Annotated in this window: 16 protein-coding genes; 8 read left to right on the forward strand and 8 right to left on the reverse strand. The window is 58.6% G+C overall.

Annotated elements, in window-relative coordinates:
* Positions 1 to 22 precede the first annotated feature (22 nt).
* Complete coding sequence (gene hisI, locus ABXH05_RS00365) at positions 23 to 517, forward strand: phosphoribosyl-AMP cyclohydrolase (protein ID WP_353559279.1); 495 nt, start codon at positions 23 to 25, stop codon at positions 515 to 517.
* Between the two features lie 13 nt (positions 518 to 530).
* Here the strand turns inward: hisI and ABXH05_RS00370 are convergent, their stop codons facing one another.
* The gene (locus ABXH05_RS00370) at positions 531 to 1,061 is read right to left on the reverse strand and encodes a GNAT family N-acetyltransferase (protein WP_353559280.1); all 531 of its coding nucleotides are present in this window, start codon (positions 1,059 to 1,061) and stop codon (positions 531 to 533) included.
* Between the two features lie 133 nt (positions 1,062 to 1,194).
* Between ABXH05_RS00370 and ABXH05_RS00375 the strand changes: the two genes are divergently transcribed.
* Positions 1,195 to 2,172 (forward strand): patatin-like phospholipase family protein, encoded by a 978-nt coding sequence (locus tag ABXH05_RS00375; protein ID WP_353559281.1) that lies wholly within the window; start codon positions 1,195 to 1,197, stop codon positions 2,170 to 2,172.
* A gap of 80 nt (positions 2,173 to 2,252) precedes the next feature.
* Here the strand turns inward: ABXH05_RS00375 and ABXH05_RS00380 are convergent, their stop codons facing one another.
* The gene (locus ABXH05_RS00380; RefSeq protein WP_353559282.1) at positions 2,253 to 2,684 is read right to left on the reverse strand and encodes a CBS domain-containing protein; all 432 of its coding nucleotides are present in this window, start codon (positions 2,682 to 2,684) and stop codon (positions 2,253 to 2,255) included.
* Between the two features lie 317 nt (positions 2,685 to 3,001).
* Here ABXH05_RS00380 and ABXH05_RS00385 point away from each other — a divergent pair, with 317 nt between their 5' ends.
* Together ABXH05_RS00385 and ABXH05_RS00390 are read left to right on the forward strand one after the other, a co-directional pair.
* Complete coding sequence (locus ABXH05_RS00385) at positions 3,002 to 4,306, forward strand: DUF2157 domain-containing protein (RefSeq protein WP_353559283.1); 1,305 nt, start codon at positions 3,002 to 3,004, stop codon at positions 4,304 to 4,306.
* Positions 4,307 to 4,309: 3 nt separating this feature from the next.
* Complete coding sequence (locus ABXH05_RS00390; RefSeq protein ID WP_353559284.1) at positions 4,310 to 4,969, forward strand: GDYXXLXY domain-containing protein; 660 nt, start codon at positions 4,310 to 4,312, stop codon at positions 4,967 to 4,969.
* 47 nt (positions 4,970 to 5,016) lie between these two features.
* Here ABXH05_RS00390 and ABXH05_RS00395 read toward each other — a convergent pair whose 3' ends face one another.
* The 3 genes from ABXH05_RS00395 to ABXH05_RS00405 form a co-directional block, all read right to left on the reverse strand.
* Entirely contained in the window at positions 5,017 to 5,358 is a 342-nt protein-coding gene (locus tag ABXH05_RS00395; protein ID WP_353559285.1) for a DUF4389 domain-containing protein, read from the reverse strand.
* Between the two features lie 148 nt (positions 5,359 to 5,506).
* Positions 5,507 to 6,286: a rhomboid family intramembrane serine protease gene (locus ABXH05_RS00400; protein WP_353559286.1), complete on the reverse strand. Its 780-nt coding sequence runs from the start codon at positions 6,284 to 6,286 to the stop codon at positions 5,507 to 5,509.
* Positions 6,283 to 6,900 (reverse strand): 2-hydroxychromene-2-carboxylate isomerase, encoded by a 618-nt coding sequence (locus ABXH05_RS00405; protein WP_353559287.1) that lies wholly within the window; start codon positions 6,898 to 6,900, stop codon positions 6,283 to 6,285. The genes ABXH05_RS00400 and ABXH05_RS00405 overlap by 4 nt, the downstream gene beginning before the upstream one ends.
* 229 nt (positions 6,901 to 7,129) lie before the next feature.
* Here ABXH05_RS00405 and hfaA point away from each other — a divergent pair, with 229 nt between their 5' ends.
* From hfaA to ABXH05_RS00420, 3 genes are read left to right on the forward strand one after another with little or no spacing between them, the layout of a single operon-like run.
* Positions 7,130 to 7,693, forward strand: coding sequence for a holdfast anchoring protein HfaA (gene hfaA, locus ABXH05_RS00410; protein WP_353559288.1), 564 nt, complete (start codon positions 7,130 to 7,132; stop codon positions 7,691 to 7,693).
* Positions 7,671 to 8,867 (forward strand): holdfast anchoring protein HfaB, encoded by a 1,197-nt coding sequence (gene hfaB / locus ABXH05_RS00415; protein WP_353559289.1) that lies wholly within the window; start codon positions 7,671 to 7,673, stop codon positions 8,865 to 8,867. Before hfaA ends, hfaB begins: the two co-directional genes overlap by 23 nt.
* On the forward strand, positions 8,830 to 9,558 hold the full coding sequence (locus ABXH05_RS00420; protein WP_353559290.1) for a hypothetical protein: 729 nt from the start codon (positions 8,830 to 8,832) through the stop codon (positions 9,556 to 9,558). Before hfaB ends, ABXH05_RS00420 begins: the two co-directional genes overlap by 38 nt.
* Positions 9,559 to 9,678: 120 nt before the next feature.
* Here ABXH05_RS00420 and ABXH05_RS00425 read toward each other — a convergent pair whose 3' ends face one another.
* Positions 9,679 to 10,314, reverse strand: coding sequence for a TetR/AcrR family transcriptional regulator (locus ABXH05_RS00425; RefSeq protein ID WP_353559291.1), 636 nt, complete (start codon positions 10,312 to 10,314; stop codon positions 9,679 to 9,681).
* 88 nt (positions 10,315 to 10,402) lie between these two features.
* Here ABXH05_RS00425 and ABXH05_RS00430 point away from each other — a divergent pair, with 88 nt between their 5' ends.
* Positions 10,403 to 11,974 (forward strand): carotenoid oxygenase family protein, encoded by a 1,572-nt coding sequence (locus tag ABXH05_RS00430; protein ID WP_353559292.1) that lies wholly within the window; start codon positions 10,403 to 10,405, stop codon positions 11,972 to 11,974.
* A 23-nt stretch (positions 11,975 to 11,997) separates the two neighbouring features.
* On the opposite strand, the gene ABXH05_RS00435 is transcribed toward ABXH05_RS00430, so the two are convergent.
* Both ABXH05_RS00435 and ABXH05_RS00440 read right to left on the reverse strand, forming a co-directional pair.
* Entirely contained in the window at positions 11,998 to 12,423 is a 426-nt protein-coding gene (locus ABXH05_RS00435; RefSeq protein ID WP_353559293.1) for a GFA family protein, read from the reverse strand.
* Between the two features lie 195 nt (positions 12,424 to 12,618).
* Positions 12,619 to 13,473 carry a hypothetical protein gene (locus ABXH05_RS00440; RefSeq protein ID WP_353559294.1) on the reverse strand — a complete coding sequence of 285 codons (855 nt, stop codon included), beginning with the start codon at positions 13,471 to 13,473 and terminating at the stop codon, positions 12,619 to 12,621.
* Positions 13,474 to 13,650: the final 177 nt, after the last annotated feature.

The raw sequence follows: 13,650 nt of genomic DNA on the forward strand, positions 1-13,650 counted from the left end.
ATGTTATTTGCGAGTTAGACCTATGACCACAAAACCTGAATTTGCCCCCCGCGTCACCGTTGAGCAGGTGGAAGAAGGCTACGACCTGGCACCGAAATTCGATGCCAATGGCCTGATGCCAGTTGTGACCACGGATGTGCATACGGGTGATGTGCTGATGGTCGGCTACATGAACGACGAAGCCTTTGCCAAAGCCATTGAAACAGGCGAAGCGCACTACTTTTCGCGCTCGCGTCAGGCCGTCTGGCACAAGGGCGCAACATCCGGCCTGGTGCAGAAGATCGTCGAGCTGCGCATCGATGATGATCAGGACTCTGTCTGGATGAAAGTGGATGTGGCCGGGTCAGGCGCATCTTGCCACGTGGGCTACATGTCCTGCTTCTATCGCGAAGTGCCCATGGGCGCGCGCGAGACGGAAGGCGACTTCAAGTCGGTAGTGCTGACCTACAAAGAGGACGCAAAGACGTTCGATCCGGTCGAAGTCTATGGCGACGCGCCGAACCCGACAAAGCTTTAGCGCTGACCCGACACTAGGTCCGTCGACCACCCCACTGGTCCCGGCTCATCTTGCAGAAGAAATGCGGGAGGCCGACGTGATCCCCATGATGGGTGAACACGAACCCTGCGCCCTGCATGACTTTCTGGGAGGCAGTGTTACGCACGAGCGTGAAGCACCACGCTTCTTCAAGGCCGGTGCGCTCAAACACATCGTCCACGCAGGGCCGCGCGAACTCGTGCCCCCGCCCCTGTTTCCAGAACTCAGGCACCACCGCATAGGCCATCTCTACAATTGGCTTGCCGTAAAACAGCACAAGCCGCAGCCCGGCATAGGCACAAAACCGGTCGGTTTTTTTGTCGGTGATGTGCCAGAGGCCAAAGCCGTGGAGATCCCAGTGGGCCGCCCAGGTGCGTGCAGCATGACGGCTTTTTTGCTCGGGAAAGGGCTTGCCGTCGGCGGACAAGGTATCAGTCGCGCGGGCATCTGACTGAATGGCTCTGAGGTCCTGCCAGTCGTCAGGCTGGAATGGGCGGAAGGCCATGCGATCTGTCTGGAGTTCCATCGCTCACGTCTCCTCAAATTTGTCGCCCAAGAGTGACTTGCACATATGGCCAATGCTGGCATCCTGCGGCCCACAGCATTGAGTGAGAGTCGCGCGGGCCAAAAGGGCTGCGGACCATAAGGATTTTGAGGCTATGACGCGACCCCGAATTGGCTTGGCACTTGGCGGCGGCGTCGCGCGCGGCTGGGCGCATATCGGCATCATGCGGGTGTTGATGGAAGAAGGCATCAAGCCAGACATTATTGCAGGCACCTCCATCGGGGCCGTGGTCGGCGGCTGCTACTCCGCCGGCAAGCTGGATGAGATTGAAGCCTGGGCACGTAGCCTGACGCCGCGCCGGGTGCTGGGGTTGCTTGACATGACCTTCGGCGGATCTGGACTTCTGTCCGGCATGAAGCTCGCCCGGCTCCTGGAAGAGGATCTCGGTGATATTGAACTTCAGGAACTGGGCACGCGCTTCATCGCGGTCGCAACAGAACTGGCCACCGGCCATGAGATCTGGCTGCGGGAAGGTAAGCTCGTTCCCGCCCTGCGTGCCTCTTACGCCCTGCCGGCCGTCTTTACGCCGGTTAAAATCGAAGATCGCTGGCTTGTGGACGGTGCGCTGGTGAACCCGGTGCCCGCATCCGTATGCCGCGCGTTCGGGGCACGCCTCGTGATTGCTGTGTCCCTGTCATCTGACACCTATGGTCTGGGTATGGTCACGGAAGGCGAAAAGATCGACAAGCTGGACTTTGGATATGAAGAACAGCAAAACGGCGGCGGCGCATCCCTTGCCCGCGCCATGGTCTCCCGTGCCACCCGGCCGGACCGCGCGCTCGTTCGTCAGCTGTTTGGCTGGGACAAGAAAACCCCCGGCATCACCACAGTGATGATGGGCGCCCTCAACATTATTCAAGATCGCCTGGCCCGCATGCGCCTGGCGGGTGACCCACCCGATGTGATGGTCGCACCGCGCATTGGCCACATCTCGCTGAGTGACTTCCACAAAGCAGATGAGTGCATTCAATTGGGTGAAGAAGCCGCACGTCAGGCCATGCCTGTCATCCGCGAGGCCATGGACTTCCTCAGCGGGACACCCGACATGCCCGGCGAACCGGTCTCGGAATAGCAGCACCTTTGCCCGGCACACCCCATCTGGTGGAAGCAGATACCGGGCAAAGATCAGCTAGAAATCGCGAATCAAAACTCTTAACCGCTGGCGATATACGCCTTCAAAGACTCGGCCTCGAGCTCTGCATCAGCGATGCGCCGCTTCACAACGTCACCAATTGAAATGATGCCGGTCAGCTTGCCGTCTTCGGTAACGGGCAAGTGCCGCATACGCCCTGCCGTCATCATTTCCATCAGGCGTTCCGTTGAGTCCTGCAGGCTGCAGGTCACGACTTCACGGGTCATATGGGCGGATACAGACTCTTTAAGAGCATCGCAGCCACTGCTGGATGTCGCCCGCACAATGTCACGTTCAGACAGGATGCCCGACACGCGCTGTGCAAAGTCCGTCACGACGATCGCGCCAATGCGCTTTGCCGCCAGCATATTGACGGCCTCCTGTAATGAGGCCTCTGGCGTAATCGTCGCAACATCCCGACCCTTGTCTTTCAGGATGCTAGATACAGTCATCACACGCTCTCCCTTATCCAGCGATGATGAAACCAACGCGAAGCGCCGTTTTTCGCCAAAAACCGCCCTTTTGAGCCACTTCCAGCGGAAACACGTACGAATCCTTCTCAGGAACACTCCGCGCATACGAAACGCAAGTATGAGCGCGACATTCCGACGCGACAAGCCAAGAAGATGAATAAGGTCAACGAGTTAGGACAGCTATGTTGACACATTTTGGGGCTTTTATGGCGTATTTCAGGGCCTAAGCTGGCCCCATTTCGGGCGCATTGCCCCCCTACTCGCGTTCCACCACACATTCCAGGGACGGCCAGATCATGATTCTGCGGCAGCAATACCTCAAACGTCTGAAGAGCGATCTCGACCGCTGGTCCCAGCGTGGGCTGGTAGACCCGGCAAAGATCCCCTCCATCATCAAGGATGCAGAAGGCACCGGCGGCGGTACATCCCTCACCACCATTCTGGCCGTGCTCGGCGTGGTCCTGCTCGGCTTTGCAGCCATGAGCTTTGTGGCCGCCAACTGGACTGATATGTCGAAGCTGACAAAGCTGCTGATGCTGGCATTCGGCATGTGGGGCGCTGTGGGCATTGCCGCCTGGCGCATCCGCGTGGACGAGGAAGGACAGGCGCTCTACACCGAGGCCGCCATTCTTCTGGCGGTGATCCTGTTTGGCGTCTCCATCATGCTGATTGGTCAGATGTACCATATCGGCGGTGAGTACTCGGACGGCCTGATGCTCTGGCTGGCGGGATCCCTGCTGACCGCCTGGCTGGTGCCGTCACGCGCGGCCCTTGTACTGGCGATCATCCTTGCACCCATGTGGAGCATTGCGGTCCTGACCGAGGACCCATCCGTCCTGCACTGGCAATTCCTGATCCCAATCTCATTCGCCAGCCTGCTTGCCGCCGGCATGGGGTGGCGCCCGGCCGCTCACCTCATCATCGTTGCCTGGGGTGTCTGGTTCTTCGTGACGGCAATGTGGCTGCTGGACTACCTGGACTGGTCGCTGGACAGTGTAATGGTGCTGGCAACATTGGTGGCTCTCACGATCTTTGCCAAAGGGCATATCTCCATGCGTGCCATCGCTCCATTCGAGGACGCGATGATCCATTGGGGATTGTTCGCCGCCATGGCTGTTGCGTTCTGGCTGCCGCTGGCGGCTGAAGGCCTACTACCCGACGAAGACAGTTACATCTGGCTGGCCGTGCTCCTTGGCGCATCTGTTCTGGGCACCGGCGGGTGGGCCTTTGCCCAGTCACGCGTGTCGCTGCCGGACATGGCGGTCCTCGTCGCATCCGTGCTGGTGCTCATCGCGTTTCCCTATGCACGACTGGCATGGGGAGACGTCGTCGACTGGCTTTTCGTCATTGCCTATTTTGGCGCGTCCGTATGGTGTGTGAGCTACGGCACCCGCACCCATGACCGCTTCAGCATCAATCTGGGCTTTACGGCCTTTGGCCTTATGGCGCTGTACGTCTACTTCGAAACGGTGGGCACGTTGCTGGATACCGCGGCCTTCTTCGCCATTGGTGGCCTGCTTCTCATCGGCCTGAGCGTCGGCCTTGGCCGCATCAGGACGCAGTTGCTGGCGCAGCAACCCAAATCACAGACGGAGGCCTGAGCCATGACAGACTGGTTGGAAAGCATTGCGCGCGCGCCCTACCGGCTTTGGGGTTTGATCCTCGCCGGCGTTTTGATGACCGCCCTGCTCGGCCAGATCGTGATCGAGCGCATCACGCTGCTGACGTCAGGAACAGAAGTGCGGCTGGCAACAGCACCGGTCGACCCGCGCGATATCTTCAGAGGTGACTATGTCATCCTGACCTATGAGATCACACGACTGCCGCTTGACCGGTTGGCGGAGAACAAAGATGTGTTTGAACCAGGCAGCGTGGTTTACGTGACCCTTGAAGAAGACGCCTCCGGCCTGTGGCAGGCCAAGTCCATCGACCTAGACCGCCCGGATGCATCATCCGACACGGTCTTCATCAAAGGCAAAATTGACTGGATGGATACAGCGCCACTGGTACCAACAGCTGTACCCGGCGAGGACACCACCCTCACGCCACGCGCTGAAGAGCCCTGCATCAACTGCCTCAATGCACGCATCGCCTATGGCATTGAAAGCTACTTCGTTCCAGAAGGCGAAGGACGCGCCCTTGAGGACATGCGCGATGAGCGCAGCGTAACGGTGATTGCGTCTGTCTCCAAAAACGGAACCGCCGCCATCAAGGGTTTGATCCTCGACGGCGGCGATCCGGTGTATCTGGAGCCTCTGCTCTAGCAGGGCCGACTTCCTAAGTGAGCCTCTGCTCTAACGGGCAGAAGTTTCTAGTCGTCGTTCTTGGTGTCCGGGAAGCGGTTCAGCGGGAACGGCTTATCGTCCTGATTGAACGTCACATAAGCCAGGCACTGCCAGACGAACTGGATGAGATTGCGGCTGAATGTTTTCAGCTCTGCATTGGCTTCACCGCGAACAAGGATCACCACGAACTGCAAAGCACCGAGGAAAATCGAGATCGAAAAGGCCAGATTTCCGAGGAACCAGAAACCAAGCATAAACAGCAGCCGGACCCAGAGCGCTTCATCACCATTGGCATCGGAACCGAGGCGTTTGGTGTTGGCGTCTTCGTTGGGTGTTTCACCGGCGTTAGAAGCTGTGGCGTCGCTCATTTTGAACAATCACTCCTGAAAAAAGGATGCTCCGCAGGCACCCGACTGCCGCATCAAGTGACAAGTCCGTTGCGCGGGGCGTGTTTTGGATTTGGGAAGTCACGCAACGCTTTCAATAGGTTAATCCCTATTTTCCGTAAGTTGGCTGTTATTCACCCGCCTCAACACCCGGATCAAACCGGCGGAACAGCAAAATCCCCGCAACAAAGCCAGCAATATGAGCCTCCCAGGCAATGCTCTGGGTCTCCATTGTGTCACCGACGCCCAAAAAGCCCATCAGCAGGGCCAGTCCCAGCCAGACCGCGACAAACATCATGGCCGGGCCACTGGACAGCACTTTATGGGCCGGGCGACGTGGAATGGCGCGCAGGGCTTCAACTGAATGATCAAACCCAAATCGCGCCAGCGGGCCGCTGCTTTCGAAAACAAACAGTGCCGCCCCGGCAATGACGCCGGAAATGGCGCCGGACGCACCAACCACAATGACAAACTCACCCACATGGGCTGTCGCATAAACGATCCCGGCAATGATGCCGCATATCAGGAAAAAGCCGATAAACCGGAAAGTTCCCAGCCGCCGTGCGACCGGGGTGCCGAAGGCCAGCAGCCAGACCGAGTTGAAGACCAGATGCATCCACCCGCCATGCAGGAAGATGTACGACAGGGGTGTCCACACGGCCCCCCAGATCGGATAGGGGAAAACCAGCTGCGCCCCATCCGGCCCCGCCCCATAGCGCGCTGGAATGAGAGCAAAATTGGCGAGAAACTGAAAATCCGCCTGCACATCGAAAAACAGCTCCCGGGCCAGATGAATGCCAATAAAGACAGCGACCAGGCCGATCAGGATGGTTGGTGCGCGAAAAACCGGATAACTGGCCTGCGGCTGGCGGTCGTTTGAGCCCGTTGGCGGGGTCAGGTCGTCATTCACGCGGCATCTCCTGCGGCTTTGAGGGCTGATTCAACAAGTTCCAGCCTGTCATTGCCGAAATACATGTCCGTCTTGTTAACGAACATGGTTGGCGACCCAAAGCCACCTCGCTCTATGACTTCTTCCGTATTGGCCCTCAACCGGCCTTTGACATCATCAGAAACGATGGCCGCCTGAAAGCCGTCCCAGTCCAGCCCCACCTGATCGCAGATTTCATTAAGGATTTCCGGCTGTGAAATATCCTTGAGGTCGCCCCAATACGCTTCAAAGGCCGCACGGCTGTAGTCCACGATCTTGCCTTCATCCAGCGCATAGATGGCGCCACGCATCACATCGACGGCCCGCACCGGAAACACCGGCGGCATACCGATCTTGATGCCGCAGAACTTTGCCCAGTCCTGCAAATCCTTAACGTAGTAACGGCCTTTGACCGGGTGCGGGTTGGCACGCTGCTCATAAACCGCTTCGTTAACCTTGTTGAAGATGCCGCCCACCAGAACCGGCCGCCAGTCGATGGTCGCCCCCGCCCGCTTGGCCACATCTTCGACCCGCGAGAAGGCCAGATAGGTCCAGGGGCTGGAACAGTCGTAAAAGAACTCGAGGGTCGCTGGCACGTGATCTCTCCCATAAAGCCGCATTTTGCGTTGTTTTCAGCCCTAGATGGACGCAACGCGCGCAAATTGGCAAGCCGCCAGCCCTCGGGTGGCCCGATTAAGCACGCCGGACCCATCCAATTGTCCCGCTTTGGATCATAGCGGGACATCTCAGACTGGCACGGTTCTCGCGATTGTCAGCTTGATGAACAGCCGTTGCCCGGCTCCCCCACTGAAAACTGCCATTTCCATGGTTAATCCGTATCCGGACGGCACGACTTTTCGCTGGCACGCCCATTGCTCCTATCGGTCTGTGCGCCACCCCCGGACGCACTTCTACGAAGGAAAGCGACACGCCATGTTGGGCTCTACGCAAAACCAGAAAAAAGCACAGAAGCGCACCGATTGGTTCGCCGCTGTAGCCGGTGGCGTTGCAGCAATGGGCATTGCAGCCCTGAGCATGACGGCAGGTGAAGCTCTGGCGGCCAACGAGCCGTGGGAAGAGAACTACACCATGAACACCCCATACGGTGATCAGCCGGGCGAAACCAATCGCGCCTTTAACCCGTCAACCCGTGATGCAAACGGGAATCGGGTCGTTTCCAATACGTTCACTCAATTCAGCAACACTGCAGGTGTCGCTGGTGAAGGTTCCGGCGTCGGGACTTCTGGCATCTATGGCTCTGCGTTGGCCGTAGGTAACCAGCTCAACGTCGTAACCAATGGCAACAACAACACAGTGATCGTCAACTCAACACAAATAAACAATGGCGATCAGGAGGCCGTTCTCAATGGCACGCTCGACCTTGATTAAGTCCCCGACAAAGACACGCACACCGCTCCGCGGCATTGCACTGACGTTTGGCGCGCTGGCTCTGGCCGGCTGCATCAGTCCTGTTGCAGGCCCCAGCGGCACCTACGCGACACCCATCGGCAACGCGCCGGTAATCAGCAACGAAACACCGTATTCAACGGCGCTGCGTTGCCTGTCTCGCCAGGTGCGCAGCCAGGGCATGTCCGGTCCGCGCATCGCGGTTGGTCAGATTGCTGACTACACCGGCAAGGAAGAATTCGAAGGCGGCCGCAAGGTCACGCAGGGCGCTGCCCTAATGGCCATCTCCGCCCTCGCCAAGTCCGGCGTTCGTCTCGTCGAACGTTTCGACACAGGCGTATCCGAGCTTGAGCTGAAATATGCCAACAACAAGCTGATCGGCGACACTGGTGAAAAGGGTGCGTACCGTCAGGTACATGCCGGCCAGATCCCCGGTTCTGACTACTACCTTGTTGGCGGCATCACGGAACTGAACTTCAACATCCGCTCCGGTGGTCTTGACGGTCTGTTCTCTGAAGAAAACCCGCTGGGCACGACGGCAACCCTGGTTGCCAAGCAGTATGTGCTGAACGTTGGTCTCGACCTTCGCCTGGTGCGCACATCCACACTCGAGGTTGTGGACGTGATCTCCTACCAGAAGCAGATCATCGGCCGCGAACTGCGCGCAGGTGTGTTTGACTTCTTCGGCGGCAACCTGATCGACGTTGGTGCTGGTGAAAAGGCTCTTGAGCCAATCCAGCTGGCAGTCCGCTCTGTCATCGAACGCGCCGTGCTTGAAATGGTCGGCAGCCTCTACAGCACAGGCCCACAGACTTGCGCTGGCAACGACCCGCTCGGCGGCAACCTGCACAACAACCGCTACGTGAACGACCTCAACGGGTCTTCCCACGCAGTGAAGGTACCCCATGCAGCACAGGGTCACACGACCCAGACTTACGCAGCTGCACCAACTTACAACGCGCCTGCTCCGATCCAGGCCCATGCTGCTCCGGCTTACCCGGCAGCGCCTCACTACTCCCCCCGTGCAGCTGTTGCTCCGCAGGCTGCACCGATGACGAATTCTGGAGGATACGACTATGGCACACGCAATCGCCCGTACGGCTGGTATGCAGGCTCTAATGGCAACGTCGATAGCGGTCTTCGCGGCTCTCTCTAGCACTGCCTACGCTCAGGAAGCCACGACAGGTGGAGTTGGTGCTGACGCAATTGTTGACGCCATTGCAGACACCGACGCCTCTGATGCTTCCGCTGCCACTACGACACTTCCAACGTCTACGGTCCTCAACGGACAGATCAACCTCAACACGGTGATCTCAGATGTGAAGGTTGTGTATGACGATGGCTCCGGCGTGGACGCAACTGCGGCTTCCTTTGCCAACGACTTCACAGCGGCGACCCGAGGCTCAACTCTGGACCTCACGTCAAACCAGACCAATAGCGGCCAGGTTCGCGCGAAGGTCGATGTGACGGTTGATGAGATCGATGGTTATGTCGGCGCCAACTCTGTGGCCATCGGCAACAAGGTCCTCGCCGGGTCAAACTTCACTGGGTCCAATCTGGCCATCGGCCAGACCAACAATGCCCGTGTGACTGCAACGACCAACCTCACAACCAGCGATGGTTGGGGTCAGGTGCACGGTTCGGCAACAGCAATCGGCAACTCCGTTCATGGTGCAGCCGCCGGCTTTGGCAACGAGGCACCCCTGAATGCGACGAGCAACCAGACGAACAATGCGAACATCAAGTCTTCTGTGAACCTGAAGACAGACAACACAAACCACGCGGCCTTTACATCTATCCAGGCCACGTCAATCGGCAACACCGCCACTTACGGCTCAGACTGGTAGGCCACGCAGGGCACCAACTTGACCCGTATCGAGCAGCGCTAACAACCGTCGGGGTTCTAGGCGCGAACACTAAGGGGAGATCCAGAACGGATCTCCCCTATTTTTTTGTGTCGCTCATATCTATTGGCGAGGGCGCGAGACAGGCAGCTGCGACGTTAGGGCGTTGGCAAAGGCAGCAATCTCATCAACGGTATTGCCCGCATCAATACGCTTGTCGACGATAAGCATTGAGGCGCCGTGCACGAGCGACCAGGCGGCAGTGCAGGCGGCATCTATCTCGGCATCACTCGCCCCGTCCAGACACGCCGCAACACCGTCACGTAGCATATTGAAACTTTCCGTCGCGACAATGAGCAGATCATCGTATTTCTCGGCAACCACAAAGCGCGGGCCATGCATGAGGCGGAACAGCTCCGGGTTTTTGAACGCAAAGACAATGTAGCCAGCACCCAGGCCACCCATATGGGCGCCGGAGTTTTCAGCGCCCGCTGACCTCTGGGCCATTTCCGCCGACAGACCCGCAAATCCTTCAGCTGCTATGGCCGCCAGAAGCGCATCCTTGTCCGCAAAGTGATGGTAGGGCGCAGCCTGGCTGACACCGGCCTCCCGCGCGACGCCGCGCAGCGACAGACCCTCCACGCCACTTTCCTCGAGCACACGCCGACCAGCAGCCACGAGCTCCCGCTTCAGGTCGCCATGGTGGTAAGCCGCAGATTTGCTCGCGTTTGCAGGTTTTTTCGCCACTTTCTTGGTCATGTCATTTTCTAATCTTGACAGCGTTAGAATGCAACCTATCTTAACGTCGTAAAGATTGTTCCATTTCGCTCTGCAGGGAGAGCTCAGAATGACCAATGACGCCAACAAAAATCCGACCGGCCAGCCATCCGGATTGACCCGCCGCCGTGCTCTTCTCACCGGAACGGGTGCTGCCGCAGCCGCCCTTATCCCCATGACGGCTCAGCTATCGACCGGAGGATTCATGTCATCAGCACGCGCGTCAACGGCTACGAAAGCGGCCCCTCACTGGATGACTTTGCTGGGTGTCTCTGAACAGGGCGGTCGCAACTACGTGCCTGAGATCGAAGGCACCCTCCCCGCTGAAATGTCCGGCACACTCTATCGCAACGGCCCTGGCCTGTTTGAGCGCAACGGCTACCGCAAGCAGCATCTGCTGGACGGCGACGGACTGGTGCAGCGCCTGGCGATCCGCGACGGCAAGGCCCATTACTCAAACGCCTTTGTGGACACACCAAAGCTTCAGGCCGAGGAAGAAGCGGGTAAGTACCTGCACGCGACATGGACAACACGTCGCCCCGGCGGCGTCTTCTCGAACCTCATGGGCGGAGACATCTCCAGCCAGGCCGGCGTGACGGTCTATCCAGTCAACGGCAAGATCGCAGCGCGTGATGAAGGCGGGGCGACGTTCCTGCTCGATCCCGAAACACTGGAAACGCGCTCCACCCTCCCCACCTCTGCCATATCTGGTGGGTATAAGGCGCACGCCAAACTGGACCCCGTCACCAACGAATGGATTCTGGCCGGACAGGGATTTGGCCCCACCATGTCGCTGCATGTATCGGTCTACAAACCGTCCATGGAGTTGGCGACCGAGTTCAGCTTTGACTCACCGCGACAGGTCTACATCCACGATTTCTTCGCGACAAAATCCAGCATCATCTTTGTGCTGCACCCATGCACCTTCTCACCGGTTGGTTTCCTCGCAGGCTTCAACAGCGTCACCGACAGCCTGTCTTTCGACAAGTCACAGGGCACCATTCTGGCGGTGGTTCCCAAGTCCGGCGGCGACCCGAGGTTCTTTGACGTGCCCGGCTCCTTCATGTGGCATGCGCTCAATTCCTATGAAGCCGGCGACGAAATCATTGCCGATTTTGTCGGCTATGACGACCCCGACCACTTCATCGGTGACAACCCACTCTTCAAGAAAATCATGACAGGCCAGATGGGCAACTCGCAGCAGCCAGGCACCATCCGGCGCTATGTCATGTCACTGAGTACGGGCAAGGCACGCGAAGAAATTCTTGATACGGACAATCATGAGTTCCCCATGACGGACCCTCGCGTCCAGCTTGGCGAACACAAGGTCGGTTACTACGCCGTTGGCGGCATTGGCGGCGTGAACAGTGGCGTCAAGCGTATGGACATGCAGTCCGGCAAGACGCAGGTGTTTGATTTCGGCATCGACAATGCGCAAGTCGGCGAACCTGTGTTCGTGGCCCGCGATGAACAGTCCGGCGTTATTGATGATGGTTGGCTGATCACCCAGTGCCTGGACGCCAAGAGCGAACGCACCTTCTTTGGCGTGTTTGATGCCAATGCAGTGGACGCCGGTCCAATGGCAAAAATCTGGCTCAGTCACCACGTACCGATCTCATTCCACGGCGGGTGGGCTGCGTAACAGATGGCGCCCGAAAGCTCAGCCTAGGCTGTGGTTGGTGGAACCGGCGGCTGAGCGTCGAAGGCAACAAGCCGGTCATCCGGCCGCGCCCAGTCCGGCGCTTCTGACAGCCATATGTTGGAACCGGGATCGACCAGCGATTGATCATCAAGCGTGCCGGCGCGGACGATAATCAAATGAGGGCGCGCCTCAGCCTCGCTGAACATATGGGTGCCGCAGGCCGTGCAGAACCGGCGATGCATGGTGTTGCCGCTGTCAGCAACACTCACATGGTCGCTCGTGGTCCCGTCGATTTGGAACCCGTCCGACGCGAACACGACATTGACGGTGGCATTCCCGGCGGCCAGATAGCGGCAGGTCCGACACCAGCAATAACGGGCTGATTGTGGTGGCGCTGCAGCCTTGTAGGTGACAGCGCCGCACAGACATTTTCCAGTTAGGTGAGACATTGCAGCCCTCCAGCAGATCCGGGGGCAAGGAAACCACACGCGGCACCCGCTGAGCCACTGCAAATCTGAGACGCAGCACTGCACAAAAGAAAGCGGGCGTTCAGGTCCCCCAACCTGAACGCCCGCCATTAAAGATGAAGGCTGCACCAAGGACAGTCAGCGCGCTTTCACCTTCAACTCTCCTTTCAGAAAGCCCTAGTAAACGCGACCGCCAACACCACCGGTCAGCACAAGGCCACCGAGATCAGCAGCACTGCCGTGACCACCGCTCGTAGCGCCAGTTCCGCGATGAATCAGGACTTCGGCAAGCGGGCCACCAGCCAGCTGTGAATGACCAAGGTCGGCACGACGCTCTTCAGGCGCACAAGCCAGACGACCCGCCTGACCAAAGCGCAGAGCTTCGCCGCCCTGGCACTCGATCACAAAGCCATTGGTGTAGTCTGCGCGGCCATTGACCCACTCGCCCACCGTGGCGCCCAGCGCATATCCGGTGGGGCAGCGGAACACTTCGCCCTTGTAGTCCACACCGATTTCAGCGGGCGCAACACGCCATGCATTGGACAGGTGACCCTTACCGTCAATGCACTCAGCCTTCACAGGCTTGGGAGCAAGAGGCTCCACCACGTTGATCTTGCCCAAGGCAACCGGTGTCGGCTGCATGATGACAAAGGATGACCCGCCGCCACCGCCAATGAAGACAGTTTCGTTGTTGATGACTTCACGCTCGATGATCGTGGTCTCGCGAATGGTTTCGCGCTCGATGATTGTTTCTTTCTCGCGGAAGGTGTCCGTACCGCCGTCCTTCTTGTCCTTCTGTCCGTTGAACATCGGCACATGCACGTTGGGAACGGGCACAGACACGTTGAAGACGTGGGTGGAAACCTTGGGCACGCCAACAGACACATGCGGTGCATTTGGCATTTTCGGGCCGTGGCCGCCGTAACTTCCCTTGCCCTTGTCAGGACCGGCGAAGGAAACGGCGCCAAGCAGCGTTGCAGTGAGAGACACTGACAAGGCGCCGACGGCAGCAATCCGGGATACGTGTTTCATTTTGGCACTCCTGCGGGTCATTCAGGGGGGTAAATGACCCAGTTTCTGTCCTAAAGCGGCCAATTCACCGCTGATGTGACAGAAAATGCAGTTTGTGTGCCGCCGTGCCGGTATCCCGCCCCTATCAAAATTATTCGATTGACAAGCGAAATGCTTTGCTGTTCAAGTGAACAGCGA

This window comes from Pyruvatibacter sp. HU-CL02332, from assembly GCF_040362765.1.
Classification (GTDB): Bacteria; Pseudomonadota; Alphaproteobacteria; order CGMCC-115125; family CGMCC-115125; genus Pyruvatibacter.

Excerpts from the sequence above, each read along its gene's own strand:
- ABXH05_RS00370 (WP_353559280.1), bottom strand. The coding sequence starts at position 1,061 with ATGGAACTCCAGACAGATCGCATGGCCTTCCGCCCATTCCAGCCTGAC.
- hisI (WP_353559279.1), top strand. The coding sequence starts at position 23 with ATGACCACAAAACCTGAATTTGCCCCCCGCGTCACCGTTGAGCAGGTG.
- hfaA (WP_353559288.1), top strand. The coding sequence starts at position 7,130 with ATGGTTAATCCGTATCCGGACGGCACGACTTTTCGCTGGCACGCCCAT.
- ABXH05_RS00390 (WP_353559284.1), top strand. The coding sequence starts at position 4,310 with ATGACAGACTGGTTGGAAAGCATTGCGCGCGCGCCCTACCGGCTTTGG.
- hfaB (WP_353559289.1), top strand. The coding sequence starts at position 7,671 with ATGGCACGCTCGACCTTGATTAAGTCCCCGACAAAGACACGCACACCG.
- ABXH05_RS00380 (WP_353559282.1), bottom strand. The coding sequence starts at position 2,684 with ATGACTGTATCTAGCATCCTGAAAGACAAGGGTCGGGATGTTGCGACG.
- ABXH05_RS00425 (WP_353559291.1), bottom strand. The coding sequence starts at position 10,314 with ATGACCAAGAAAGTGGCGAAAAAACCTGCAAACGCGAGCAAATCTGCG.
- ABXH05_RS00385 (WP_353559283.1), top strand. The coding sequence starts at position 3,002 with ATGATTCTGCGGCAGCAATACCTCAAACGTCTGAAGAGCGATCTCGAC.
- ABXH05_RS00435 (WP_353559293.1), bottom strand. The coding sequence starts at position 12,423 with ATGTCTCACCTAACTGGAAAATGTCTGTGCGGCGCTGTCACCTACAAG.
- ABXH05_RS00440 (WP_353559294.1), bottom strand. The coding sequence starts at position 13,473 with ATGAAACACGTATCCCGGATTGCTGCCGTCGGCGCCTTGTCAGTGTCT.
- ABXH05_RS00430 (WP_353559292.1), top strand. The coding sequence starts at position 10,403 with ATGACCAATGACGCCAACAAAAATCCGACCGGCCAGCCATCCGGATTG.
- ABXH05_RS00395 (WP_353559285.1), bottom strand. The coding sequence starts at position 5,358 with ATGAGCGACGCCACAGCTTCTAACGCCGGTGAAACACCCAACGAAGAC.
- ABXH05_RS00375 (WP_353559281.1), top strand. The coding sequence starts at position 1,195 with ATGACGCGACCCCGAATTGGCTTGGCACTTGGCGGCGGCGTCGCGCGC.
- ABXH05_RS00420 (WP_353559290.1), top strand. The coding sequence starts at position 8,830 with ATGGCAACGTCGATAGCGGTCTTCGCGGCTCTCTCTAGCACTGCCTAC.